General features: G+C 57.2%; 21 protein-coding genes. 7 read left to right on the top strand and 14 right to left on the bottom strand.

The genetic code is table 11. The annotated features are described in order from the left end of the window. Positions 1-35: 35 nt before the first annotated feature. Positions 36-1,349: an NCS2 family permease gene (locus tag EC836_RS15375; RefSeq protein ID WP_123334612.1), complete on the bottom strand. Its 1,314-nt coding sequence runs from the start codon at positions 1,347-1,349 to the stop codon at positions 36-38. A 209-nt stretch (positions 1,350-1,558) separates the two neighbouring features. On the opposite strand from EC836_RS15375, the gene yieH reads away from it, so the two are divergent. Both yieH and EC836_RS15385 read left to right on the top strand, forming a co-directional pair. Next, the gene (gene yieH, locus EC836_RS15380) at positions 1,559-2,221 is read left to right on the top strand and encodes a 6-phosphogluconate phosphatase (RefSeq protein ID WP_123334614.1); all 663 of its coding nucleotides are present in this window, start codon (positions 1,559-1,561) and stop codon (positions 2,219-2,221) included. Positions 2,222-2,338: 117 nt separating this feature from the next. Further along, entirely contained in the window at positions 2,339-2,608 is a 270-nt protein-coding gene (locus EC836_RS15385; protein WP_123334616.1) for a PTS transporter subunit EIIB, read from the top strand. On the opposite strand, the gene EC836_RS15390 is transcribed toward EC836_RS15385, so the two are convergent. After that, on the bottom strand, positions 2,609-3,544 hold the full coding sequence (locus EC836_RS15390) for a LysR family transcriptional regulator (RefSeq protein WP_123334720.1): 936 nt from the start codon (positions 3,542-3,544) through the stop codon (positions 2,609-2,611). 120 nt (positions 3,545-3,664) lie between these two features. Between EC836_RS15390 and EC836_RS15395 the strand changes: the two genes are divergently transcribed. The 5 genes from EC836_RS15395 (at position 3,665) to EC836_RS15415 (ending at position 9,361) form a co-directional block, all read left to right on the top strand. Beyond that, a complete protein-coding gene (locus EC836_RS15395) occupies positions 3,665-4,930 on the top strand; it encodes an ABC transporter substrate-binding protein (RefSeq protein ID WP_123334618.1) in 1,266 nt (421 codons plus the stop codon). A gap of 32 nt (positions 4,931-4,962) precedes the next feature. After that, positions 4,963-5,952, top strand: a complete 990-nt coding sequence (locus EC836_RS15400) for a carbohydrate ABC transporter permease (RefSeq protein ID WP_123334620.1) — start codon at positions 4,963-4,965, stop codon at positions 5,950-5,952. Next, entirely contained in the window at positions 5,949-6,794 is an 846-nt protein-coding gene (locus EC836_RS15405; protein WP_123334622.1) for a carbohydrate ABC transporter permease, read from the top strand. Before EC836_RS15400 ends, EC836_RS15405 begins: the two co-directional genes overlap by 4 nt. Before the next feature lie 28 nt (positions 6,795-6,822). After that, complete coding sequence (locus tag EC836_RS15410) at positions 6,823-8,184, top strand: alpha-glucosidase (RefSeq protein ID WP_123334624.1); 1,362 nt, start codon at positions 6,823-6,825, stop codon at positions 8,182-8,184. Between the two features lie 61 nt (positions 8,185-8,245). Continuing rightward, entirely contained in the window at positions 8,246-9,361 is a 1,116-nt protein-coding gene (locus tag EC836_RS15415) for an ABC transporter ATP-binding protein (RefSeq protein ID WP_123334626.1), read from the top strand. Positions 9,362-9,530: 169 nt separating this feature from the next. Here EC836_RS15415 and EC836_RS15420 read toward each other — a convergent pair whose 3' ends face one another. The 12 genes from EC836_RS15420 to atpG form a co-directional block, all read right to left on the bottom strand. Continuing rightward, on the bottom strand, positions 9,531-10,769 hold the full coding sequence (locus EC836_RS15420; RefSeq protein WP_123334628.1) for an MFS transporter: 1,239 nt from the start codon (positions 10,767-10,769) through the stop codon (positions 9,531-9,533). 299 nt (positions 10,770-11,068) lie between these two features. After that, entirely contained in the window at positions 11,069-11,803 is a 735-nt protein-coding gene (gene phoU / locus EC836_RS15425) for a phosphate signaling complex protein PhoU (RefSeq protein WP_123334631.1), read from the bottom strand. Positions 11,804-11,901: 98 nt separating this feature from the next. Then, entirely contained in the window at positions 11,902-12,669 is a 768-nt protein-coding gene (pstB, locus tag EC836_RS15430) for a phosphate ABC transporter ATP-binding protein PstB (RefSeq protein ID WP_123334633.1), read from the bottom strand. Between the two features lie 43 nt (positions 12,670-12,712). After that, positions 12,713-13,600, bottom strand: a complete 888-nt coding sequence (gene pstA / locus EC836_RS15435; protein ID WP_123334635.1) for a phosphate ABC transporter permease PstA — start codon at positions 13,598-13,600, stop codon at positions 12,713-12,715. Beyond that, the gene (gene pstC / locus EC836_RS15440; protein WP_123334722.1) at positions 13,597-14,559 is read right to left on the bottom strand and encodes a phosphate ABC transporter permease PstC; all 963 of its coding nucleotides are present in this window, start codon (positions 14,557-14,559) and stop codon (positions 13,597-13,599) included. The genes pstA and pstC overlap by 4 nt, the downstream gene beginning before the upstream one ends. 74 nt (positions 14,560-14,633) lie before the next feature. Continuing rightward, complete coding sequence (gene pstS / locus EC836_RS15445; protein ID WP_123334637.1) at positions 14,634-15,674, bottom strand: phosphate ABC transporter substrate-binding protein PstS; 1,041 nt, start codon at positions 15,672-15,674, stop codon at positions 14,634-14,636. Positions 15,675-15,953: 279 nt separating this feature from the next. Continuing rightward, on the bottom strand, positions 15,954-16,925 hold the full coding sequence (locus EC836_RS15450) for a peptidase (RefSeq protein ID WP_123334639.1): 972 nt from the start codon (positions 16,923-16,925) through the stop codon (positions 15,954-15,956). A 126-nt stretch (positions 16,926-17,051) separates the two neighbouring features. Beyond that, a complete protein-coding gene (glmS, locus tag EC836_RS15455; protein WP_123334641.1) occupies positions 17,052-18,881 on the bottom strand; it encodes a glutamine--fructose-6-phosphate transaminase (isomerizing) in 1,830 nt (609 codons plus the stop codon). 290 nt (positions 18,882-19,171) lie between these two features. Further along, on the bottom strand, positions 19,172-20,542 hold the full coding sequence (gene glmU / locus EC836_RS15460; RefSeq protein WP_123334643.1) for a bifunctional UDP-N-acetylglucosamine diphosphorylase/glucosamine-1-phosphate N-acetyltransferase GlmU: 1,371 nt from the start codon (positions 20,540-20,542) through the stop codon (positions 19,172-19,174). A 167-nt stretch (positions 20,543-20,709) separates the two neighbouring features. Then, a complete protein-coding gene (locus tag EC836_RS15465; RefSeq protein WP_105595290.1) occupies positions 20,710-21,129 on the bottom strand; it encodes a F0F1 ATP synthase subunit epsilon in 420 nt (139 codons plus the stop codon). A gap of 73 nt (positions 21,130-21,202) precedes the next feature. Next, on the bottom strand, positions 21,203-22,585 hold the full coding sequence (gene atpD / locus EC836_RS15470; protein ID WP_105595289.1) for a F0F1 ATP synthase subunit beta: 1,383 nt from the start codon (positions 22,583-22,585) through the stop codon (positions 21,203-21,205). Positions 22,586-22,648: 63 nt separating this feature from the next. Further along, positions 22,649-23,518 carry a F0F1 ATP synthase subunit gamma gene (gene atpG / locus EC836_RS15475; RefSeq protein ID WP_123334645.1) on the bottom strand — a complete coding sequence of 290 codons (870 nt, stop codon included), beginning with the start codon at positions 23,516-23,518 and terminating at the stop codon, positions 22,649-22,651. Between the last annotated feature and the right edge of the window lie 14 nt (positions 23,519-23,532).

The raw sequence follows: 23,532 nt of genomic DNA on the forward strand, positions 1-23,532 counted from the left end.
GGCGCAAGGCCACCCTGATGCCTCAAGCACTGCGGTTAGTGTGCATCGACAAACACGATCTTCAGCACGAACAGCAGTGCAACGACCACCACGCACGGGCTGATTTCACGCCAGCGGCCGGTGCCCAGCTTCATCACGCAGTAAGAGATAAAGCCCAGCGCGATCCCTTCGGTAATCGAGAAGCTGAACGGCATCATCGCCGCGGTGACAAAGGCCGGAACGGCTTCGGTCAGATCGTCCCATTTCACGCGGGCAAGGCTGGAGGTCATCAGCACGCCGACGTAAATCAGCGCACCGGCTGCCGCATACGCGGGGACCATACCGGCCAGCGGCGACAGGAACATCACCAGCAGGAACAGGATGCCGGTGACCACCGCCATCAGCCCTGTACGACCACCGACAGACACGCCGGACGAACTTTCGATATAAGCGGTCACGGAAGAGGTTCCGATAAATGAACCGGCCACCGAGCTGATGCTGTCAACGTACAGCGCCTGCTTCATGCGCGGGAACTTGCCTTTCTCATCGGTCAGACCGGCCTTGTCGGTGACGCCAATCAGCGTGCCGGAGGAGTCAAACAGGTTAACCAGCATGAAGGAGAAAATAATCCCGGCCATACCAATATTCAGCGAACCAGCGAGATCCACCTGGCCCAGCACGGAGGTCACCGGGGGCGGCGCGGAGAAAATGCCGGTAAATTTCACATCACCGATTGCCAGGCCAATCCCGGTGGTCACCACGATGGACACCAGCACCGCCGCGTGAATATTGCGGGAGGCCAGAATCGCGATGATAAAGAAGCCCAGCGCACCCAGCAGCACGCTGTGCGAGGTCAGGTTACCCACGCTGACCAGCGTGGCTTCGTTCGCCACGATGATCCCGGCGTTTTTCAGCCCCATCATCGCAATAAACAGCCCGATACCGGCGGTGATGCCCACCCGCAGGCTAACCGGGATATTCGAGATCATCCAGTAGCGCACGCGGAAAATGGTCAACAGCAGCAGCCCGGTCGCGCCCCAGAAGATCGCCCCCATGCCTACCTGCCAGGAGATGCCCATCGCTCCCACGACCACGAAGGCAAAGAAGGCGTTCAGACCCATCGCCGGAGCCAGCGCCACCGGCAGGTTCGCTACCAGCCCCATCAGGATGCTGCCGCCAGCCGCGATCAGGCAGGTGGTAACAAAGACCGCCTGCGTATCCATACCGGCCACGCCGAGGATCTGTGGGTTAACGAAAACGATGTACACCATCGTCAGAAACGTGGTGAAACCAGCAATCACCTCGGTACGGACGGTGGTGCCATGCTCCTGCAGTTTAAAAATCCGTTGTAACAAACCGGGATTAGTCATTATGGGGTTCCAGAGCGGAGAAAATAGTCGGTGGATATCCTAACCCATAATTGTCATTTTGCGATGTGGATCACCCGGTTTTTTCGCAACCGATTGCGCTGTTTTCGCCCTGTTATCCCGGCTGTTAACAGTAATTGACATTTCCCGACCGCAATCCTGTTACAGTTACGCAAAGTGGAAAAAAATTAACCAACCTGAAGGACGCGCAGATGTCAGTGGAGTGTGTATTTTTTGATTGTGATGGAACGCTGGTCGACAGCGAAGTGCTCTGTACCCAGGGCTATGTCAATACCTTCGCGCAGTTCGGCGTCACGCTGTCGCTGCAGGAGATGTTTGAGAAATATAAGGGCGTAAAACTGTATGACATCGTGGCCGATGTCTGTGAACAGCACGGCCTGACCACCCCGGTCGAGGTGCTGGAACCGGCCTACCGGGCGGAAGTGGCAAGACTGTTCGATCTGGAGCTGAAGGCAATTCCCGGCGCTAACGCGCTGGTGGCAAGCCTTCAGGTGCCGATGTGCGTGGTATCCAACGGCACGGTACCGAAAATGCAACACTCGCTGGGCCTGACCGGGATGCTGCCGTTTTTTAACGATCGCCTCTATAGCGGCTACGATATCCAGCACTGGAAACCCGAGCCGGAGCTGATGTACCACGCCGCGCAGCAGATGGGCATCCCGATCGATCGCTGCATCCTGGTCGATGACTCCGAAGCCGGTGCCAAAGCGGGGATCGCCGCCGGTATCCCGGTATTTTACTACTGCGCGGACGCGCACAACCCCGCGATCGACCATCCGCTGGTCACCGCGTTTACCGATATGGCGCAGCTGCCCGCGCTGTGGCAGGAAAAAGGCTGGCGGCTGACGCGATAACTGCCCGGCCAGCGCCGGGTATAGAAACGGTCTATATCCGGCGGGAATAAATCGATTTCACTTCGCCCCCTCCCTGACCCTATGCTGCTACAGCACAGGCACCGGTCAGGAGAGATCATGGAACACCAACGACTTGCTACCGCCGTTCTGGCGGCACTGGGCGGCGCGGATAACCTCGCCACATTGCGCTACTGCGCCAGCCGCGTTCGCATCCGACTGCATGATAGCGCACAGTTAGACAGGCAGCTTATTGAACAACAGCCCTCGGTCAGAGCGCTGCTCGAGGTCACCGTCGCCCCGCAGCTGACTGAGCTTCAGCTGGTGATGGGGCCCGGCCAGGCCCGCCCACTGTATCAGGCGCTGGTCGAGCTCGTCGGCAAGAAGTAGCTACGATACCCGGTGGCGAACCGGCTCAAGGTACTGATTTAACAGTTCCTGCATTTGCACGACGTGGGGCGCATCGGCCTTTTCCCGCATCAGGTAGATCCCGACCGTACACGGCTGGCTTTCCTCCGCCAGCTGCAACGGTTCCAGCCCATATTGCGCAAAATATCCCGCCATGCATGAGGGGTAGTTCAGCATCATCGCGTCAGAATCATTAATCATATCCACCGCCGACATCATCGAGCTGGTGGACCAAATCACCCGTTCGGCCAGGTGCAGACGATTCCGCGCCTGCCTTTTGTGCTGCATATCATCCATCATATGCTGGTAGCGGCTCTCGTCCGGCGTCAGCTCGACATAGGGGAATCCCAGCAGCTCGTACTCCTCCACCGGCCTGCCCAGCAGCGGATGCCCACTGCGGACAAACATGCTGTCGCGTGTGCTGAACAGCGGCAGGAAACTGATGCCCGCCTTCGGATTCAATCCTTTGATTTCATGTCCGATAAACAGATCGATATCGCCACCTAATAGCAGATCCATCAGGCGTAAATGGTTGCCAAGATCGATATGAATATTGACTGTCGGGTGCAGGGTGCGATAGGCGTTAAAGCTGTCGCGCACGAACATATACCACCAGGCATGTCCGGCACCCATACGCAGGCTCTGCCCCTGCCGGGCTTTTATCGAAGCCAGCTTAATCAGGGTGTTATCGTAGATACGCTGCATCATTTGAGCCTGCTCCAGCAGCAGCTCACCAAATTCTGTGGTATTCACTCCGGTTGAGGTGCGTTCCAGCAGCTGTACGCCTAAATTCTCTTCCAGTTTCTTCATGTTATGGGTCAACGTGGGCTGGCTCAGGCAAAGTTTGTTTGCCGCATGGCTCACATTTCCCAACATCGCGACTTCGATAAACTGACGTAAAATTTTGTCCACGATCATATTTTCCGCAAGTGACATAGATATTTTCTATAGCATAGCCAATTAAATCGATTTCCTTCAATGATCCGCTTTCGTTAGTTTGTCCGGTATCGGCACCCGGCCGCTAACTGAGAGGACGTCATGAGAAAAGTGATTCCGAGCCTGCTTGTCTGTGCGGCGGCGCTGCTGTCCGCTTCCACCCTTGCCGATACCCTGCGCATGGAGTGCCCACCCAGCAGGGAAGGCCGCCAGTTCTGTCATGACATCAAGCAGCGCTTTGAAGCGCAGACCGGCCATACGCTGGAGTTTATCGATCTCCCCCGCGCCTCGGATGAAAAGCTGTCGCTGTTTCAGCAGCTGTTTGCAGCCAAAGACAGCAGCGCCATCGACCTGTTTCAGGCGGATACCGTGTGGATCGGCGTACTGAACAAGCACCTGCTGGACCTCACCGATCGCGTCGGTTCGATGCGCGACGATTTTTTCCCTTCCGCCTGGCAGAACAACGTCGTTAACGGCCGGGTGAAAGCCGTTCCCGCTTTTCTGGATACCGGCGCGCTCTACTACCGCAAAGACCTGCTGGAGCGCTACGGCGAACAGCCGCCAAAAACCTGGGATGAGATGGCTCGCATCAGCGCGCGCATTCAGCAGCAGGAACGCGAGGCCGGGCATAAAAACTTCTGGGGTCTGGTGTTTCAGGGTAAATCCTACGAGGGGCTGACCTGCAACGCGCTGGAGTGGGTGGCTTCGCAGCGCGGCGGCGATTTCATTACTCAGGATGGAGCGATCACCATCAATAATCCGCAGGCGGCGCAGGCGCTGGATAAAGCCGCGGGCTGGATTGGCACCATCGTGCCGCGTGGTGCGTTGGGCTATATGGAAGAGGAGTCACGCGCGGTATTCCAGAACGGTGATGCGCTGTTTATGCGCAACTGGCTGTACGCCTGGGTTCTGACTCAGGACAGCAGCAGCGCCATCAAAGGCAAAGTGGGCCTGATGCCGCTCCCGGCGGGCGATGAAGGCCGCTCACTCAGCACGCTGGGCGGCTGGCAGTGGGCGATCAGCGCCTACACCAAAAATCCCGACGCCGCCTTCGAACTGCTGAAAATCGTCAGCGATGCCCAATCCCAGCGTGAAGGGCTGACGCTGATGGGCTGGCCGCCGTCGCGCACCGCGCTGTATGACGATCCGCAGGTGCTGGCGCAGGTGCCCTATCTCGCCAGCTTCAAGGAAATTTTCGCCCGCGCCATTCCGCGCCCGGCCACCCAGACCAAACGACAGTACGCCCAGGTATCCCGGGCAATCTACAACGCCACCTTTAACGTGCTTCGCGGCAGCAGCGATGGCGAAACGGCGGTCGCTGGCCTGCAGCAGAGGCTGGAACGGATTAAAGCCAGAGAGTGGCGCTGATATCGCCCTGTAAACACACCGGAGCCTGCACGATGAAAGATGAAACGCGTTCCTTATCCCTGACGGCAACGCCGGAACCGCACGCGGTGACCACGGCAAAACGCAGCAAACTGAACCACCAGCAGCGGCGCAGTCGCGTTGCCTGGCTGCTGGTGGCGCCCGCTATGCTGCTGCTGGCGGCGGTCGCGGGGTGGCCGCTGTTACGCACCCTGTTCTACAGCTTCACCGATGCGATGCTGGACACGCCGGACGATTATCGCTTTGTTGGCTTCGCTAACTATCTCGACTTCGCCGGAGGCGGCCATCGTTTCGGCATCCTGGCGGATCCGCAGTGGTGGCTGGCGGTGGGCAACACGCTGCGCTTCAGCCTGATTTCAGTATCGCTGGAACTGGTGTTCGGCATGCTGCTGGCGCTGCTGATGAACCAGAAGTTTCGCGGTCAGGGCCTGGTACGCACGGCCATTCTGGTTCCCTGGGCCATTCCGACCATCGTCTCCGCCAAGATGTGGGGCTGGATGTTTCACGATCAGTACGGCGTGGTGAACGACCTGCTGCTGAAGCTGGGCGTTATCAGCACGCCGCTGGCGTGGGTGGCAGAACCGCATCTGTCGATGTGGGCGGTGATTATCGCCGACGTGTGGAAAACCACGCCGTTTATGGCGCTGATGCTGCTGGCCGCGCTGCAGCTGATCCCCGGCGATTTGTATGAAGCAGCCCGGGTTGACGGGGCTAACGCCTGGCAGCGCTTTCGCCGCATCACGCTGCCTCTGATTATGCCCGCGATGATTGTGGCGCTGATTTTCCGCGTGATGGATGCGCTGCGGGTGTTTGACCTGATTTACGTCCTGACCTCCAACAGCGAAGCCACGGTATCGGTCTCCGGCTATGCCCGCGACCTGATGGTCAGCTATCAGCAGATGGGTTCCGGCTCTGCGGCCTCGGTGCTGGTGTTCATGATGGTCGCGGGTATTGCCGCCTGCTTCCTGGCCGCAGGCCGCTTCAATCACGGAGAGAACAAATGAAACTGAGCCGTCACCAGCAGCAAATGGGCCATAAGGCGCTGATTTTTTCCGGCGCGTCGCTGGCCAGTATTCTTTGCCTGTTCCCGTTTTACTACGCCATCGTGACCTCACTGCGGGAAGGCAAGGATCTGTTCCGCGTCAGCTATCTGCCGGACGGGCTGAACTGGGGCAACTACGTGAACGCGCTGATGGAAAGCGGCATCGCCCGCAGCCTGCTGAATTCGATGACGGTGGCGACCCTGACGGTGGGCCTGTGCCTGCTGGTTTCCATCACCGCCGCGTTTGCGCTGGCGCGCATCCGCTTTCGCGGCCGCAAATATCTGCTGTTTACCATCCTCTGCGTTTCGATGTTTCCGCAGGTGGCGGTCCTTTCCGGCATGTTCGAGCTGGTGCGCTTTATGGGCCTGTATGACTCGCTGGGCGCGCTGGTGCTCTCTTACACCACGTTTTCACTGCCGTTTACCGTCTGGGTGCTGACCACCTTTATGCGCGCTATTCCGGTGGAGCTGGAAGAGGCGGCGATCGTCGACGGCGCCAGTACCTGGACCATTATTACCCGCGTTTTCGCGCCGATTATGGGGCCGTCGCTGGTCACTACCGGGCTGCTGGCGTTTATCGGCGCATGGAATGAGTTCATGTTCGCACTGACCTTCGTGATTTCCAGCGGCAAGCGCACCGTGCCCGTCGCCATCGGCATGCTGCAGGGTGCCTCTCAGTATGAACTTCCGTGGGGCACCATCATGGCGGCCTCGGTCATCGTCACGCTGCCGATCGTCGGGCTGGTACTGCTGTTCCAGCGCCGCATCGTCAGCGGATTAACTAACGGCGCAGTTAAAGGCTAATGTCGATTTACCTCAAGGAGATAAGCAAATGGCTACAAAAATCGTTTTAGTGGGTGCGGGCAGCGCGCAGTTCGGCTACGGCACGCTCGGTGATATCTTCCAGAGCACCACGCTGTACGGCAGTGAGATCGTGCTGCTCGATATTAATCCCGTTGCGCTGGCGGTGACGGAAAAAACCGCACGTGACTTTATCGCGCATCAGGATCTGCCGTTTATCATCAGCGCCACCACCGACCGCCGGGAAGCGCTGCGCGGCGCGGAGTTTGTGATTATCTCCATTGAGGTGGGCGATCGCTTCGCGCTGTGGGATCTCGACTGGCAGATCCCGCAGCAGTACGGCATTCAGCAGGTATACGGCGAGAACGGCGGCCCCGGCGGCCTGTTCCATTCGCTGCGTATCATCCCACCGATTCTGGATATCTGCGCCGATATTGCCGATATCTGCCCGCAGGCCTGGGTATTTAATTACTCCAACCCGATGAGCCGTATCTGTACCACCGTACACCGCCGTTTCCCGGAGCTGAATTTTGTCGGCATGTGCCACGAAATTGCCTCTCTGGAGCGCTATCTGCCGGAAATGCTGGGCACTTCCTTTGACAATCTCAACCTGCGGGCCGGTGGACTTAACCACTTTAGCGTGCTGCTGGAGGCGCGCTATAAGGACAGCGGCGAGGATGCCTATGCCGATGTGCGTGCCAAAGCGCCGGATTATTTCTCCCGCCTGCCGGGCTACAGCGATATCCTGGCCTACACCCGTATCCACGGGAAGGTGCTGGAGACGGAAGGTGCCACCGAGCGCGCCGCGCTGGGCGGCCGGGACAGTGCCTGGGAATGGTCGGACCGCACGTTGTTTAAGGAAATTTTGCAGAAGTTTAACTATCTGCCGATCACCAGCGACAGCCACTTCGGCGAGTACATTCGCTGGGCCAGCGAAGTCAGTGACCATCGGGGCATCCTCGACTTCTATACCTTCTATCGCAACTACCTCGGCCAAGTTCAGCCGTCGATCGAGCTGAAGATGAAAGAGCGGGTAGTGGCAATCATGGAGGGGATAATTAACGACTCCGGTTATGAAGAAGCCGCGGTAAATATCCCCAACAAGGGCTTTATCAAACAGCTGCCGGAATTTATCGCGGTGGAAGTCCCGGCCATTATCGACCGTAAAGGAGTGCATGGCATTCCGGTTGAGGTTCCGTCCGGCATCGCCGGGCTGCTGTGCAACCAGATTGGTGTTCACGATCTGACCGCGGAGGCGATCCTTAACGGCTCGCGCGATCTGGTAATTCAGGCGCTGCTGGTGGATTCGGTCAACGATAAGTGCCGTGCCATTCCGGAGCTGGTGGATGTGATGATATCGCGCCAGAGCCCGTGGCTTAATTACCTGAAATAAGTTCAGAGAGGGGGCGCAGCGGCGCCCCGTCCAGCTATCGCAAACGCTGAGTGGAGAGAATATGGCGCAATTAACGCTGAAAAACCTGCAAAAACGCTACGGCAACAAAGCGGAAGTCATTAAGTCACTGGATCTTCAGATTAACAGCGGCGAGTTCGTGGTGGTGGTCGGGCCTTCCGGCTGCGGCAAGTCCACGCTACTGCGCATGATCGCCGGTCTGGAGGAGATCAGCGGCGGCGGCATGTATATCGACGGCAGCTACGTCAACGATGACAGCCCCGCCGAACGCGGCATCGGCATGGTCTTCCAGTCCTATGCGCTTTATCCGCATATGAGCGTGTTTAAGAATATGGCCTTTGCGCTGGAGCTGGCGGGCCATCCGGCAGATGAGATCGCGCGCAGAGTGCAGGAAACCGCCGGCATCCTGCAGCTGGAACCCCTGCTGGAGCGGCGGCCAAAGGACCTTTCCGGCGGCCAGCGCCAGCGCGTGGCGATTGGTCGGGCGATAGTGCGCGAACCCCGGCTGTTTTTGTTCGATGAGCCGCTCTCTAACCTCGATGCCTCACTGCGTGTGCAGATGCGCATGGAGGTTGCCTCGCTGCACAAGCGGCTGGGATCGACCATTATTTACGTCACTCACGATCAGGTGGAGGCCATGACCCTGGCAGACCGGATTGTGGTGCTGAATCAGGGGAATATTGAACAGGTTGGCACGCCGCTGGAGCTGTACGACCATCCGGCTAACGAATTTGTCGCCCAGTTTATCGGCTCCCCTAAAATGAATCTGATCCCGGCGGTGCTGCGCCGTGCCGGAGAGCGGCAGAGCGTGGTGGAGCTGGATAACGGTAAATCGCTGGTGCTGCCTGTTGCCACGCCGCCCGAAGCCGAGGGGCAAAGCGTGAATATCGGCATCCGCCCGGAGCATATTCGCGGCGGTAGCCTCGCGCAGTGCGAGTATCAGGGCGAGGTGATGTTCGTGGAACATATGGGTAATGAAACCTACCTCTATCTGGATAACGGCAACGTCGGTGAACCCTGGGTAGTGCGTAATCCCGAGCGCTCGACGATCCGCGTGGGCGAAACCGTCGGCGTCGGGCTGCCAGTGGAGTGCTGCTACCTGTTTGACAGCCAGGGCCGCGCCTTTCGGCGAATGCTGGCCTCGTCGGCAACCCATTAAACCTGAAGGGAAACGTTATGCATTATGTAAATACGGTACGCTGGCGGAACAGCAAGGGAGTGAGAGTCTGCAATCTGAGCGGGGAACTGCTGCGGCCGTGTGAAGTGCGGATCTCTGCGCGATAGACCCGCTCGGCCCGGACGATAATCGCATCCGGGCCAGACGGGCATCAGCCAATCGCTCCCAGCACGTCCTCGCTGCCCTGTTTTTTCGGCAGCAGGAACAGGGTGGCGAAGATATCCAGCAGGTAGATCAGCGCCAGCAGGGTGATGGCGGCGGTAAACGACCACTGGCCCACCAGCAGGCCAATCACCAGCGGGCCAAAGCCGCCGACGCCGCGACCGAGGTTGAACAGCACGTTCTGCGCGGTGGCGCGTACCTTCACCGGATAGGTGTCAGAGATCAGCGCGCCGTAGCCGCCAATCATGCCGTTGACGAACATCCCCATCAGCGCGCCGGTAAACAGCATCACCGTCGGGTCACGCAGCTGGGCATAAACCACCACCATCACCACCGCACCTACCTGATAGATCAGGAAAATCTTCCAGCGCGCAAAGCGATCCGCCAGCAGGCCAAACAGCCAGATGCCGAAGGTCATACCCACCACGGTCACCGCCGTCCACAGGCCGGATTTGGTCAGCGAGAAGCCAAAGTTGGAGGAGAGATAGCTGGGCATCCAGATCATCAGCCCGTAGTAGCCGAAGTTCTGCACCGAGCAGAGGATAAAGATGCCGATACTGGCCTTAGACGTCGCCCTGTCGGCAAACAGCAGCCGGATGCGTGCCAGGAACGACAGCCCTTGATTCACGTCGACATGCTTCGTAAACGCTTCCGGCTCTCCCATGCCGCGACGAATGGCAAAAGAGGCCAGCGCCGGAAGAAGGCCAACGAGGAACATGCCGCGCCAGCCGATAATGTCCAGCAGGAACGGGGTGATAAACGCCGCCAGCAGCACGCCGAGCTGCCAGCCCATGCCGACCCACGCCGAGGCGCGGTTGCGTTTATTGGCGGGCCAGGCCTCGGCGATCAGCGCCATGCCGATGCCGAATTCGCCGCCTAATCCCATGCCGGCCAGCGTACGGTAGGCCAGCAGATCCCAGTAGCCCTGCGCTACCGCGCATAGCCCGGTAAACACCGAGAACATCAGAATAGTGAAGGTCAGTACGCGAATACGCCCCAGTCGGTCACTGAGGTGGCCGAAGACAATCCCACCAATCACCGCGCCGATCAGCGTCCAGGTCACCAGCGATCCCGCCTGAGACGCATTAAGCACCAGAGAAGCACTAATCGCCGGCAGCATAAAGCCGAGGATCAGCAGGTCAAAACCATCCATTGCATAGCCGCTGACGGCGGCAACCATCGCTTTACCCGGCGTTACGCCGCGTTGGGCAGAAGGAGAAGAAGACATTATTTCAAAGCCGTATCGTTCAAATTGTGCGCCAAGTATATACCTGAAATAAATCCGGTTGCATCAGCAGGGCGGCGGGTAGGGAAAAAGCCCTGACGCAAGGGGGATCAGAAAGACGAGGATGGAGAAACAGCGTGAGCAGAAAAAACCGTCAATGAGAGAAGAAGAGGAGAGAACGGAGAGCGATGAATAAAAAATGAGTCAACGAGATATTGAAGCAGAGAAGCCGCTCGGGGGAGGAATACCCGGCGAGCGTTCAGCAAAAAAAGCGGGGCCGCGATTATCGGCCCCACTGATTATCAGGCCGGGTTGCTGCCGCCGTCGTCACCGGCCAGCAGCTTGTCCAGCTGGTCGCCGCCGACGTGGCGGAAGTCCTGCCCCTTCACGAAGTAGAAGATGATTTCACAGATGTTCTGGCAGCGGTCACCGATACGCTCGATGGCGCGGGCGCAGAACAGCGCGGTCAGCACGCTCGGGATAGTGCGCGGGTCTTCCATCATATAGGTCATCAGCTGACGCACGATGCCCTCATACTCCTGGTCAACCTTCTTGTCTTCGCGATAGATTTCAATCGCCGCATTCAGATCCATACGCGCAAAGGCATCCAGCACGTCGTGCAGCATCTCAATGGTGTGATGGCCCAGTGATTCCAGGCTCACCAGCAGCGGCTGCTGCTGCTGGGTAAATTTCTCCAGCGCGGTACGGCTGATCTTCTCCGCCACGTCACCGATGCGTTCCAGCTCGGAGATAGTTTTGATGATTGCCATCACCAGGCGCAGGTCGCTGGCGGTCGGCTGACGTTTAGCGATGATGCGCACGCAGGCTTCATCGATCGCCACTTCCATCATGTTGACCTTGTGATCGCCTTCAATCACTTTGTTGGCCAGTTCACCATCCTGGTTATGCATGGCGGTAATGGCGTCAGTCAGCTGCTGCTCCACCATGCCCCCCATGGTCATTACCTGGGTACGAATATGCTCCAGCTCGGCGTTGAACTGGCCGGAGATATGTTTGTTCAGATTTAAGCTTTCCATCTCAAACTCCAGACCTGTTTAAAACAGGCGTTAATAACGCAGTCAGTTTGGGGGCGGGCAGGCCGCCGCCGCAAATTGGCAAAGGTAACTGCCTGTTTTCAGCCGTAGCGGCCGGTAATGTAATCTTCCGTCTGCTTCTGATGCGGTTTGGTGAACAGCGTATCGGTATCGCTGAACTCGATCAGCTCGCCCAGGTACATAAATGCCGTGTGATCGGAGCAGCGTGCCGCCTGCTGCATGTTGTGGGTCACGATCACCACGGTGTAGTCCTGCTTCAGCTCGGTAATCAGCTCTTCGATACGACCGGTTGAGATCGGATCCAGCGCCGAACACGGCTCATCCAGCAACAGCACTTCCGGACGAATCGCGATGCCGCGTGCGATACACAGACGCTGCTGCTGGCCGCCGGACAGACTGTATCCGCTCTGATGCAGCTTGTCTTTGGTTTCCGTCCACAGCGCGGCTTTGGTCAGCGCCCACTGCACGCGCTCGTCCATATCGGCACGCGACAGTTTTTCGAACAGGCGAACGCCGAAGGCGATGTTGTCATAAATGGACATCGGGAACGGCGTTGGCTTCTGGAAGACCATGCCCACGCGTGCGCGCAGCAGGGCGATATCCTGGCTGGCGGTGAGAATGTTATCGCCATCCAGCAGGATTTCGCCTTCCGCACGCTGCTCCGGGTAAAGAGAAAACATCTTGTTAAAGGTACGCAGCAGGGTGGATTTACCACAGCCAGACGGACCGATAAACGCGGTAACCTGATTTTTGGCGATATCCAGGTTGATGTTTTTCAGCGCGTGGAATTTTCCGTAATAGAAGTTCAAATCACGAACCTGAATCATCTTAGCGGAAGTATTAATCATTTTGCTCTCACTTAGTCCGCGCCGCCGCAGCCGCGCTGCTTAATTAATGTTTACTCTTGGCGAAAACTACGCGTGCCAGGATGTTCAGTAACAGTACACACAGCGTAATAATCAGCACACCCGCCCAGGCCAGGCTCTGCCATTCGGCAAACGGACTCATGGCGAACTTAAAGATGGTGACCGGCAGGTTCGCCAGCGGCTGCATCATGTCGGTGCTCCAGAACTGGTTCGACAGTGATGTAAACAGCAGCGGCGCGGTTTCCCCGGCAATACGGGCTATCGCCAGCAGCACGCCTGTCAGGATGCCGGAGATTGACGCTTTAAGCGTAATCGCCGAAATCATCTTCCACTTTGGCGTACCCAGCGCGTAGGACGCTTCACGCAGGCTGTCAGGAACCAGCTTGAGCATGTTTTCCGTCGTACGGATAACGATAGGGATCTGCAACAGCGCCAGCGCCACCACACCGGCCCAGCCGGAGAAGTGCTGCATCTGCGCCACCACGATGGTGTAGACGAACAGGCCGACCACAATCGACGGGGCAGACAGCAGGATATCGTTAATAAAACGGATCACTTCGGCGAGCCAGGACTTGCGTCCGTACTCGGCCAGATAGATACCCGCCATAATGCCCAGAGGCGTACCGACCGCGGTTGACCAGAAAATCAGCAGGCCGCTGCCCGCCAGGGCGTTAGCCAGACCGCCACCGGCCGTATTCGGCGGCGGGGTGTTTTCGGTAAACAGCGACAGCGTCATGCCGTCGATACCGCGAGTCACGGTGGCGAACAGGATCCACACCAGCCAGAACAGACCAAATGCCATGGTCAGCAGCGACAGGGTGAGGGCGATACGGTTTTTCATCCGCCGCCAGGACTGCATTTTACGGCGCGACGCTTCCAGTTCAGCGCGAGCCTGCAATTCCATCGTGGTCATGAGCGCGCTCCTTCACTTTTCGCCAGTCGCATAATCATCAGCTTGGAAAATGCCAGCACGATAAAGGTAATGACGAACAGAATCAGCCCCAGCTCCATCAGCGCCGCGGTATGCACGCCGGATTCCGCTTCAGCAAATTCGTTAGCCAGTGCCGAGGTAATACTGTTGCCCGGCATAAACAGCGAGGCGCTGTCGAGCTGGTAGGTATTACCGATAATAAAGGTCACCGCCATCGTTTCACCGAGTGCACGACCCAGTCCGAGCATCACGCCGCCAATCACACCATTTTTGGTGAACGGCAGTACGACCCGCCAGATCACTTCCCAGGTGGTGCAACCGATGCCGTAAGCCGACTCTTTCATCATCACGGGCGTCTGTTCAAACACGTCACGCATCACCGACGCGATGTAAGGAATGATCATGATTGCCAGGATAATGCCCGCCGCGAGGATACCGATACCGAATGCCGGGCCGGAGAACAGCGCGCCAACAATCGGGATATTCGACATCACATCGCCGACCGGCTGCTGGAAGTACTTGGCAAACAGCGGCGCAAAAATAAACAGCCCCCACATGCCGTAAACAATACTGGGAATGGCCGCCAGCAGTTCAATTGCCACGCCAAGAGGGCGGCGTAGCCAGTTGGGTGCCAGCTCGGTCAGGAACAGTGCAATGCCAAAGCTCACCGGAACGGCGATGATCAGGGCAATAACGGAGGTCACGATGGTGCCGTAAATCGGAACCAGCGCACCGAATTGTTCGTTGGGTGCATCCCACTCTTTGGTCCACAGGAAGGAGAGACCAAATTTATGGATGCTGGGCCAGGAGGAAAATATCAGGGAAACAATAATGCCACCGAGGAGGAGCAGAACAATCAGCGCGGACAGTTTTACCAGCGCACCGAAAATAATGTCACCCTGTTTGCCGGGAGCTTTGAATGTCGGCTTGGTTGCAGCCATAGTCTTCTCGATTTTGATACTGCGGATAAGTATCGGGTCAGGCAAGCCTGACCCCTGGGATAGTCAGCCGAAGCTTAGTACAGCGCTTTACCAGAGCTGTCTTTGATATTCGCTTTCCATGCGGCACGGATCTGCGTTACCACTGACTCAGGCAGGGAAGCGTAGTCCAGGCCTGCGGTGGTTTTGCCGCCGTTTTTATAAGCCCAGTCGAAGAACTTCAGCACCGTTGCGCCTTTCTCAGCGTCAGCCTGCTGTTTGTGCACCAGGATAAAGGTGGTTGAGGTGATCGGCCATGCATTATCACCCTTCTGGAAGGTCAGATCCTGAGCGAAAGACTGGCTCCAGTCTGCGCCTTTAGCCGCGTCGCTAAAGCTCTTCTCACCAGGGGAGATGGCTTTACCATCGGCATCCACCAGTTTGGTGTAGGCCAGGCTGTTCTGCTTGGCGTAAGCGTATTCTACGTAGCCGATTGAGCCAGGCAGACGCTGTACGAATGCGGCCACGCCGTCGTTACCTTTACCGCCCAGACCGACCGGCCAGTTAACGGTGCTGCCTTTACCGACTTTGCTGCTCCAGTCGCTGTTCACTTTAGACAGGTAGCTGGTGAACACGAAAGAGGTACCTGAACCGTCAGCGCGGCGTACCACGTTGATGTCAGAGTCCGGCAGTTTCACGCCCGGGTTCAGCTTGGTGATCGCGGCATCGTTCCACTTTTTGATGTTGCCCAGGTAGATGTCGCCCACGGTTTTACCGTCGAGGATCAGCTGGCCAGATTTGATACCAGGAATATTAACCGCCAGTACCACGCCGCCAATAACTGTCGGAAACTGGAACAGACCATTTTTCTCAAGGTCTTCGTCTTTCATTGGCGCATCAGATGCACCGAAATCTACGGTTTTAGCAATGATCTGCTTAACGCCGCCGGAGGAACCGATCCCCTGATAGTTAACCTGAGTCCCTGTTGCGGTGTTGTACTCCGCAGCCCACTTGTTATAAACCGGAGCAGGGAAGGTACCGCCAGCGCCAGTCAGGTTGGTGGCTGCCATGGCAGATACCGCACTCAGGGACAGGGTTACGGCGACGAATTGAGCCAGGGTTTTGTGCATCAGTGTCATGTTCCCTCCACGGGATTAAAAGTCAGGCCAGTGCTGTGTTTATCTGAATAATGTTTGCTGCTGGAGGCAAAATAGGACAGTTTGGTGACAGTAAAATGTACGAAATATGACACTTTTATGACATGCACACTGGGACATTACGGATGGGCTTTAAATCAACGTCGCTGGATTATTGCGCAACGGCAGAAACCGCTGGCCGCCGCCGATCCCGGGTGCGGCAGGGCGTCCTGCCGCTGGTAATCTGATGGTCATATTACTGCCGGGCGGCGTAACGGGCATTCAGCGTGAACACTCAATGCCTTCCATCGCCTGGCAGATCACGTCGTCAAACTGGTGCGACTGCTGAAGCTTTTCCGGCCACTGATAGAACGGCAGATTCGCCTGGCGGGACTGTTCACGGCTCAGCGCCTGCAGCCGGGTAAGCAGCGGTTCCAGCGCCTCGCCACCCGGCAGGGTGGTGGTGCGGAAAACAGGATTACCGTCGAGGTAGCGTACCGCCTCAAGCTCCGGCGACAGCGTCACCGTGCCGTATTTCTCCCGGGCCAGTCGCTGCCAGAACGGCCAGGCTGAATAGCGCAGGGCATAAAGCTCAGCGCCTTTCAGTGGCGGCCGCGCCTGGAGTTTCTTCGACATGATAATTTCGCCGTTAAACGCGGATTCAATCCAGCGCGTCATGCCCTCCAGCAGCCAGCCGACTTTAAACTGGGTGTAGCCGTACTGATAAAGGTGAAACAGCTCGTGGGCCGGCGTGGGATTAAGCGGTTGATTGAGCTTAGAACTGATGCGGATGGTCAAGGCACAGGGCAGCCAGCTGCCGTCCTCACCCTTCACCCGCGTCACTTCATCAAACGCCATACCGTTGCCGCGCGGCAGATCGAAAAGGTAGACGTGGATGGCTTTTGCCAGTCGGTAGCGCGGCTGCGCCAGCGGCGGGGTTAACCGCAGCATTTGCTGGTAGTACTGATTGGCGGCCTGCAGCTGGATCGCCACGTTTTTAACGTAGTCCGGCGTGCCGCTGCCGGTGGTGTCATCCAGCGGAGGCGCATTGTCGCCGCTGCGGGTGTAGAAAATCACAAAGGGCTCGGCGCGCAGGGTTTCCGTCAGCGGATGCTGCTGTAAAAAAGCGCTGTCGCGGCACTCCCCCGGCGCATCCATCGCGGGCTGCGGTGGTCGGGCTGCCTGCACACCACCGGATATCCCCACCAGCCCGCCCAGCCCCATCAGTATCGCCATCAACTTTTTCAGTAACATGTCCTGCTCCTGCCGCCCGTCCGGATAATCCCGCTGCCGAAAGAAAAAAAAATCCAGCCGGCTGAAGGTCAGCAGGCTGGATTATATTTTAGCCGGGATCTGTAAACAGAGACGGCGGAGTAGAAATTATTCTACGGTGACGGATTTCGCCAGGTTACGCGGCTGATCGACGTCGGTGCCCTTAATCAATGCCACGTGATAGGAGAGCAGCTGTAGCGGCACGGTGTAGAAGATCGGTGCAATCACTTCTTCAACGTGCGGCAGCGGAATAATCCGCATCCCTTCGCTGCTGGCAAATCCGGCATCGACGTCGGCAAACACGTACAGCAGGCCGCCGCGCGCGCGAACTTCTTCAATGTTCGACTTCAGCTTCTCCAGCAGTTCGTTGTTAGGAGCCACCACGATCACCGGCATATCGGCATCAATCAGCGCCAGCGGGCCGTGCTTCAGCTCGCCCGCCGCGTAGGCTTCCGCATGAATATAGGAGATCTCTTTCAGCTTGAGCGCCCCTTCCATGGCGATCGGGTACTGATCGCCACGGCCGAGGAACAGCGCATGCTGTTTATCAGAGAAATCTTCCGCCAGTTCAGCGATCAGCTCATCCTGCGACAGCATCTGCTCAATGCGGCTCGGCAGCGCCTGCAGGGCATGCACGATATCGTGCTCCACCTGCGGGTCGATACCCTTCAGGCGACCCACCCGCGCCACCAGCATCAGCAGTACGGTCAGCTGGGTGGTGAAGGCTTTGGTGGAGGCCACGCCGATTTCAGTGCCGGCTTTGGTCATCAGCGCCAGATCCGACTCGCGCACCAGTGAAGAACCGGCCACGTTGCAGATGGCCAGCGATCCCAGGTAGCCCAGCTCTTTCGACAGGCGCAGCGCCGCCAGCGTATCGGCGGTTTCACCGGACTGCGACAGCGTAATCAACAGGCTGTTTTTACGCACGGCGGATTTGCGATAGCGGAACTCGGAGGCGATCTCCACATCGCACGGCACGTTAGCCAGCGATTCAAACCAGTAGCGGGATACCATACCGGAGTTGTAGGAGGTGCCGCAGGCCACAATCTGGATGTGCTCAACGTTCGCCAGCAGCGCGTCGGCATTAGGCCCCAGCTCGGAAAGATCCACCTCGCCGTGACTGAAACGCCCGCTCAGGGTGTTTTTGATCGCCACCGGCTGCTCATAAATTTCTTTCTGCATGTAGTGACGATAAATCCCTTTATCACCGGCGTCATACTGCACGTTGGATTCGATTTCCGCGCGTTTCACCGTGTTGCCGTCGCGATCGAGGATGATCACGTCACGGCGGGTGATTTCGGCAATATCGCCTTCTTCCAGATAGACGAAACGGCGAGTGACCGGGAGCAGCGCCAGCTGATCGGAAGCGATGAAGTTCTCCCCCACGCCGCGACCAATCACCAGCAGACTGCCTGAGCGTGCCGCGATCAGCGTCGACGGATCGCGGCTGTCCATAATCACCATGCCGTAGGCACCGCGCAGCTGAGGGATAGTGCGCAGCACCACCTCACGCAGCGATCCGCCCTGTTTCTGCTCCCAGTGAACCAGATGAGCAACGACTTCGGTGTCGGTTTCGGACGCAAAGGTGTAACCGCGTTCAATCAGCAGCTCACGCAGCGGCTCGTGGTTCTCGATAATGCCGTTGTGAACAATGATGATATGGTCGGAAATATGCGGATGCGCATTGGCCTCCGACGGCTCTCCGTGGGTCGCCCAGCGGGTATGAGCAATACCGGTTCCCCCCACCAGCGGCGTGACTTCCGCCGCTTCGGCCAGGTTAACCACCTTACCCAAACGACGCAGGCGGGTGACATGACCCTGCTGGTCAACAACGGCCAGACCGGCGGAGTCATAACCACGATATTCCAGACGACGCAGGCCTTCAAGCAGGATTTCTGCAATATCACGCTGCGCTACAGCACCAACAATTCCACACATAGTAAATTTTCCTGACTTAATGGCATTTCGTATGCCATCAGCGTTGTCTTCTGACCTGATTTTCCGGTTAAAACGCTCAATCCTTCATGCTTCAGGAAGGCGGCAAGTCCGTGAATCCCCGGGAGCATAGCGAACTATGTGACCGGGGTGAGCGGGCGAAGCCAACACACCTGTAGCTTGAAGGATGACGCGTATTTTCCGGTTCCCCGAGCCTTTGTAGAAAGTGGGGATTATTTTTATGTTTACTGCTTTTTATATCGGGCGGGGTTTTCCCCCGTCCCGTTGAAAACTTATTTTTTCTTTACCGGGCGCTGCCAGCTGGCGTTCAGCTGCTGCTCTTTCCGATTGTAGACCAGCCCGGCGGCGGGCACGTCTTTCATAATAGTCGTTCCGGCGGCAATGGTGACGCCGTCAGCCACCTTAACCGGTGCGATAAGCTGGGTATCAGAACCGACAAACACATCATCACCGATGATGGTTTTCGACTTGTTCACCCCGTCGTAGTTGCAGGTGATTGTACCTGCGCCAATATTGACGTTTGTACCAATCTCGGCATCGCCCAGATAGCTCAGATGGCCCGCCTTGGAACCTTTGCCCAGGCGCGCTTTTTTCATCTCAACAAAGTTACCGACATGCGCCCCTTCCGCCAGCTCGCTTCCCGGACGCAGGCGGGCGAACGGCCCGACGGTGCAGGCTTCGGCCAGCTGTGCATCTTCGATCACGGTGTACGGGCTGATAATGCTGTCGTCGGCAATGACGCTGTTTTTAATCACGCAGCCGCTGCCAATTTTGACGCGGTTGCCGAGGGTCACATGGCCCTCGATGATGACATTGGTATCAATCACCACATCACGCCCGTGCGCCAGCGTACCGCGCAGATCGAAGCGCGCCGGATCCAACAGCATCACGCCAGCCAGCAGCAGTTTTTCAGCCTGTTCGGCCTGATAAACGCGTTCCAGCGTGGCCAGCTGCAGGCGATTGTTGACGCCGTCGGTTTCGGTGGTGCGGGCAGGGTGTACCGCTTCGATATGGCGGCCTTCCAGATGGGCCAGCGCAATGATATCGGTGATGTAGTATTCACCCTGCGCGTTGTTATTGGTCAGCTTGCCCAGCCAGCGCTTGAGGTCGGCACCGTTGGCCAGCAGGATGCCGGTATTGATTTCATTAATTAGCAGTTGTTCCGGTGCGGCATCTTTTTGCTCGATGATGCCAACCACTTTGCCGCCTTCACGAATGATGCGGCCGTAGCCCGTCGGGTTATCGAGGATCACCGTCAGCAGACCAATGCCGCCCTCGGGTTTAGCGGCCTGAAGCTGGCGCAGGGTATCCACCGAGATCAGCGGCACGTCGCCGTACAGCATCAGAATATCTTCGTCATCGGCAAAATGAGGTGCGGCCTGCTGCATCGCATGCCCGGTTCCCAGCTGCTCGGCCTGGAGCACCCAGTTCAGCGAGGCATCATCCAGCGTGCTTTTCAGCAGATCGCCACCGTGGCCGTAAACCAGATTAACCTGCTGCGCGTTTAGCGCCTTGGCGGCATCGATAACGTGCTGAACCATCGGTTTTCCGGCCAGCAGGTGCAGCACTTTTGGCAGGTCGGAGTACATGCGGGTTCCTTTGCCAGCGGCAAGGATCACCACGCTCATCGGGCTGGTAGACATAGACATCCTGATTCTTGTTTTGATGAGGAAAGTAAAGCGGTTTAGCGCTAAGAATACTACATTTTTCTTGGCCCGAAATTAGCTTTCAGAACAGCGGAGATTTGAAACGACAGGCAAAAAAAATGCCAGTCAGTTTCCTGACTGGCATTCTGCAGCTTAAACCTGAGTTACATCGCTTTCTTGGTCAACTCAATGACGCGCAGCTTAGCAATGGCTTTCGCCAGTTCTGCCGACGCGATAGCGAAGTCTACATCGCCGTGAGAGCTGTTCATGTGCTCTTCAGCTTTGCGTTTCGCTTCCAGCGCGCGCGCTTCATCAAGGTCGGTACCACGGATCGCGGTGTCAGCCAGCACGGTAACCGCGCCAGGCTGCACTTCCAGCACGCCGCCGGAGAGGTAAATCACCTCTTCGTCACCGTGCTGCTTAACGATGCGAACCATACCAGGCTTAATGGCAGTCAGGAGCGGGGCGTGGTTTGGGCGAATACCCAGCTCACCTTCGCTACCTGATACCTGGATGCTTTGTACCAGACCGGAGAACATTTGCAGTTCTGCGCTGACAACGTCCAGGTGAAAAGTCATAGCCATAATTAACCTCCTGAGAAACTAACCCGTCATACTTCAGGCCGCATTACTGCAACCTGAATGACTCAGGGTAAAATTACAGTTTCTTCGCTTTTTCCACGGCTTCTTCGATGGAACCCACCATGTAGAAAGCCTGCTCTGGCAGATGGTCGAACTCGCCTTCCATAATGCCTTTAAAGCCACGGATGGTATCTTTCAGCGACACGTATTTGCCCGGAGAACCGGTGAATACTTCTGCCACGAAGAACGGCTGGGACAGGAAACGCTGCATCTTACGAGAGCGTGCTACCACCAGTTTGTCTTCTTCTGACAGTTCGTCCATACCCAGGATGGCGATGATGTCTTTCAGTTCCTGATAACGCTGCAGCAGTGACTGAACGCCACGCGCAGTGTCATAGTGTTCCTGACCAACAACCAGTGGATCCAGCTGACGGCTGGTAGAATCCAGTGGGTCAACCGCCGGGTAGATACCCAGGGAAGCGATCTGACGGCTCAGTACCACGGTTGCGTCAAGGTGCGCAAAGGTGGTGGCTGGTGATGGGTCAGTCAAGTCATCCGCAGGAACGTAAACGGCCTGTACGGAGGTGATTGAACCCGTCTTGGTTGAGGTGATACGTTCCTGCAGAACGCCCATCTCTTCCGCCAGCGTTGGCTGATAACCTACCGCAGAAGGCATACGACCCAGCAGTGCTGATACTTCAGTACCGGCCAGGGTATAACGGTAGATGTTATCGATGAACAGCAGTACGTCACGACCTTCGTCACGGAACTTCTCAGCCATGGTCAGGCCGGTCAGCGCAACGCGCAGACGGTTTCCTGGTGGCTCGTTCATCTGGCCATAAACCAGTGATACTTTGTCGATAACGTTAGAGTCGGTCATCTCGTGGTAGAAGTCGTTACCCTCACGAGTACGCTCACCCACACCGGCAAATACGGAGAAACCTGAGTGCTCAGCCGCGATGTTACGGATCAGCTCCATCATGTTTACGGTTTTACCTACACCCGCACCACCGAACAGACCAACTTTACCGCCCTTAGCGAACGGACACATCAGGTCGATAACCTTGATACCGGTTTCCAGCAGCTCCTGAGAGTTTGACTGGTCTTCGTATGAAGGTGCCGCGCGGTGAATCGCCCAGCGCTCTTCTTCGCCGATATCGCCTTTCATATCGATTGGCTCACCCAGCACGTTCATGATACGGCCAAGTGTTGCAGTACCAACTGGTACTTCGATCGGGTGCTCAAGGTCAACAGTTTCCAGACCGCGCTTCAGGCCGTCTGAAGAACCCATGGCGATGGTACGAACCACGCCACCACCCAGCTGCTGCTGAACTTCCAGCACCAGACGAGCATCACCATTTTTAACCTCAAGGGCGCTGTACACTTGTGGTACTGCGTCCTGAGGGAATTCGACGTCAACTACGGCGCCGATTACCTGGACAATCTTTCCAGTAGCCATCTTGAATCCTCTACCTAATTCGTTTATACCCCGCCGGTACGAAACGCAGCAGGGTATACCTGGTTAAACCGCGGAGGCCCCCGAGACGATCTCGGTAAGTTCCTGGGTGATGCTGGCCTGACGAGCCTTGTTGTATACCAACTGCAGCTCTTTGATCAGGTTTCCGCCGTTGTCGGTTGCGGCTTTCATCGCCACCATTCGCGCGGCCTGCTCGCTGGCCAGGTTTTCTACAACACCCTGGTAAACCTGAGATTCGACATAGCGACGCAGTAACGTGTCCAGCAGCGCTTTCGGATCCGGCTCATACAGATAGTCCCAGGTACTCTTCTTCACAACGCCTTCCGCATCATCCGCTGGCGGTAACGGCAGCAGCTGTACGATCTGTGGAGACTGAGACATGGTGTTGATAAATTTGTTGCTGACAATAAACAGCTTGTCCAGGCGGCCTTCATCGTATGCTTGCAGCATCACTTTGACCGGGCCAATCAGGTCGGAGAGGGCAGGTTTGTCACCCATTCCGTTTACCTGAGCAACCACGTTGCCACCGACAGAACTGAAGAATGACAGGCCTTTAGAACCGATAATGGCGAGATCGCTCTCAACGCCTTTATCTGCCCAGCCTTTCATATCTGCCAGCAATCTTTTGAACAGGTTAATGTTCAAACCACCACAAAGCCCGCGGTCGGTAGATACGACCAGATAGCCAACGCGTTTAACGGCGCGCTCTTCCAGGTAAGGGTGCTTGTATTCCAGATTACCTAACGCAATGTGACCAATCACTTTGCGCATGGTTTCTGCATAAGGACGGCTGGCCGCCATGCGTTCTTGCGATTTACGCATTTTGGAGGCGGCGACCATTTCCATCGCTTTGGTGATCTTCTGCGTGTTTTGCACGCTGCCGATCTTACTACGTATCTCTTTTGCGCCGGCCATAAGCTTCTCCTCAA

The organism is Erwinia sp. JUb26 (assembly GCF_003751505.1).
Lineage (GTDB): Bacteria > Pseudomonadota > Gammaproteobacteria > Enterobacterales > Enterobacteriaceae > Erwinia.

Excerpts from the sequence above, each read along its gene's own strand:
- EC836_RS15375 (WP_123334612.1), bottom strand. The coding sequence starts at position 1,349 with ATGACTAATCCCGGTTTGTTACAACGGATTTTTAAACTGCAGGAGCAT.
- yieH (WP_123334614.1), top strand. The coding sequence starts at position 1,559 with ATGTCAGTGGAGTGTGTATTTTTTGATTGTGATGGAACGCTGGTCGAC.
- EC836_RS15385 (WP_123334616.1), top strand. The coding sequence starts at position 2,339 with ATGGAACACCAACGACTTGCTACCGCCGTTCTGGCGGCACTGGGCGGC.
- EC836_RS15390 (WP_123334720.1), bottom strand. The coding sequence starts at position 3,544 with ATGATCGTGGACAAAATTTTACGTCAGTTTATCGAAGTCGCGATGTTG.
- EC836_RS15395 (WP_123334618.1), top strand. The coding sequence starts at position 3,665 with ATGAGAAAAGTGATTCCGAGCCTGCTTGTCTGTGCGGCGGCGCTGCTG.
- EC836_RS15400 (WP_123334620.1), top strand. The coding sequence starts at position 4,963 with ATGAAAGATGAAACGCGTTCCTTATCCCTGACGGCAACGCCGGAACCG.
- EC836_RS15405 (WP_123334622.1), top strand. The coding sequence starts at position 5,949 with ATGAAACTGAGCCGTCACCAGCAGCAAATGGGCCATAAGGCGCTGATT.
- EC836_RS15410 (WP_123334624.1), top strand. The coding sequence starts at position 6,823 with ATGGCTACAAAAATCGTTTTAGTGGGTGCGGGCAGCGCGCAGTTCGGC.
- EC836_RS15415 (WP_123334626.1), top strand. The coding sequence starts at position 8,246 with ATGGCGCAATTAACGCTGAAAAACCTGCAAAAACGCTACGGCAACAAA.
- EC836_RS15420 (WP_123334628.1), bottom strand. The coding sequence starts at position 10,769 with ATGTCTTCTTCTCCTTCTGCCCAACGCGGCGTAACGCCGGGTAAAGCG.
- phoU (WP_123334631.1), bottom strand. The coding sequence starts at position 11,803 with ATGGAAAGCTTAAATCTGAACAAACATATCTCCGGCCAGTTCAACGCC.
- pstB (WP_123334633.1), bottom strand. The coding sequence starts at position 12,669 with ATGATTAATACTTCCGCTAAGATGATTCAGGTTCGTGATTTGAACTTC.
- pstA (WP_123334635.1), bottom strand. The coding sequence starts at position 13,600 with ATGACCACGATGGAATTGCAGGCTCGCGCTGAACTGGAAGCGTCGCGC.
- pstC (WP_123334722.1), bottom strand. The coding sequence starts at position 14,559 with ATGGCTGCAACCAAGCCGACATTCAAAGCTCCCGGCAAACAGGGTGAC.
- pstS (WP_123334637.1), bottom strand. The coding sequence starts at position 15,674 with ATGACACTGATGCACAAAACCCTGGCTCAATTCGTCGCCGTAACCCTG.
- EC836_RS15450 (WP_123334639.1), bottom strand. The coding sequence starts at position 16,925 with ATGTTACTGAAAAAGTTGATGGCGATACTGATGGGGCTGGGCGGGCTG.
- glmS (WP_123334641.1), bottom strand. The coding sequence starts at position 18,881 with ATGTGTGGAATTGTTGGTGCTGTAGCGCAGCGTGATATTGCAGAAATC.
- glmU (WP_123334643.1), bottom strand. The coding sequence starts at position 20,542 with ATGTCTACCAGCCCGATGAGCGTGGTGATCCTTGCCGCTGGCAAAGGA.
- EC836_RS15465 (WP_105595290.1), bottom strand. The coding sequence starts at position 21,129 with ATGGCTATGACTTTTCACCTGGACGTTGTCAGCGCAGAACTGCAAATG.
- atpD (WP_105595289.1), bottom strand. The coding sequence starts at position 22,585 with ATGGCTACTGGAAAGATTGTCCAGGTAATCGGCGCCGTAGTTGACGTC.
- atpG (WP_123334645.1), bottom strand. The coding sequence starts at position 23,518 with ATGGCCGGCGCAAAAGAGATACGTAGTAAGATCGGCAGCGTGCAAAAC.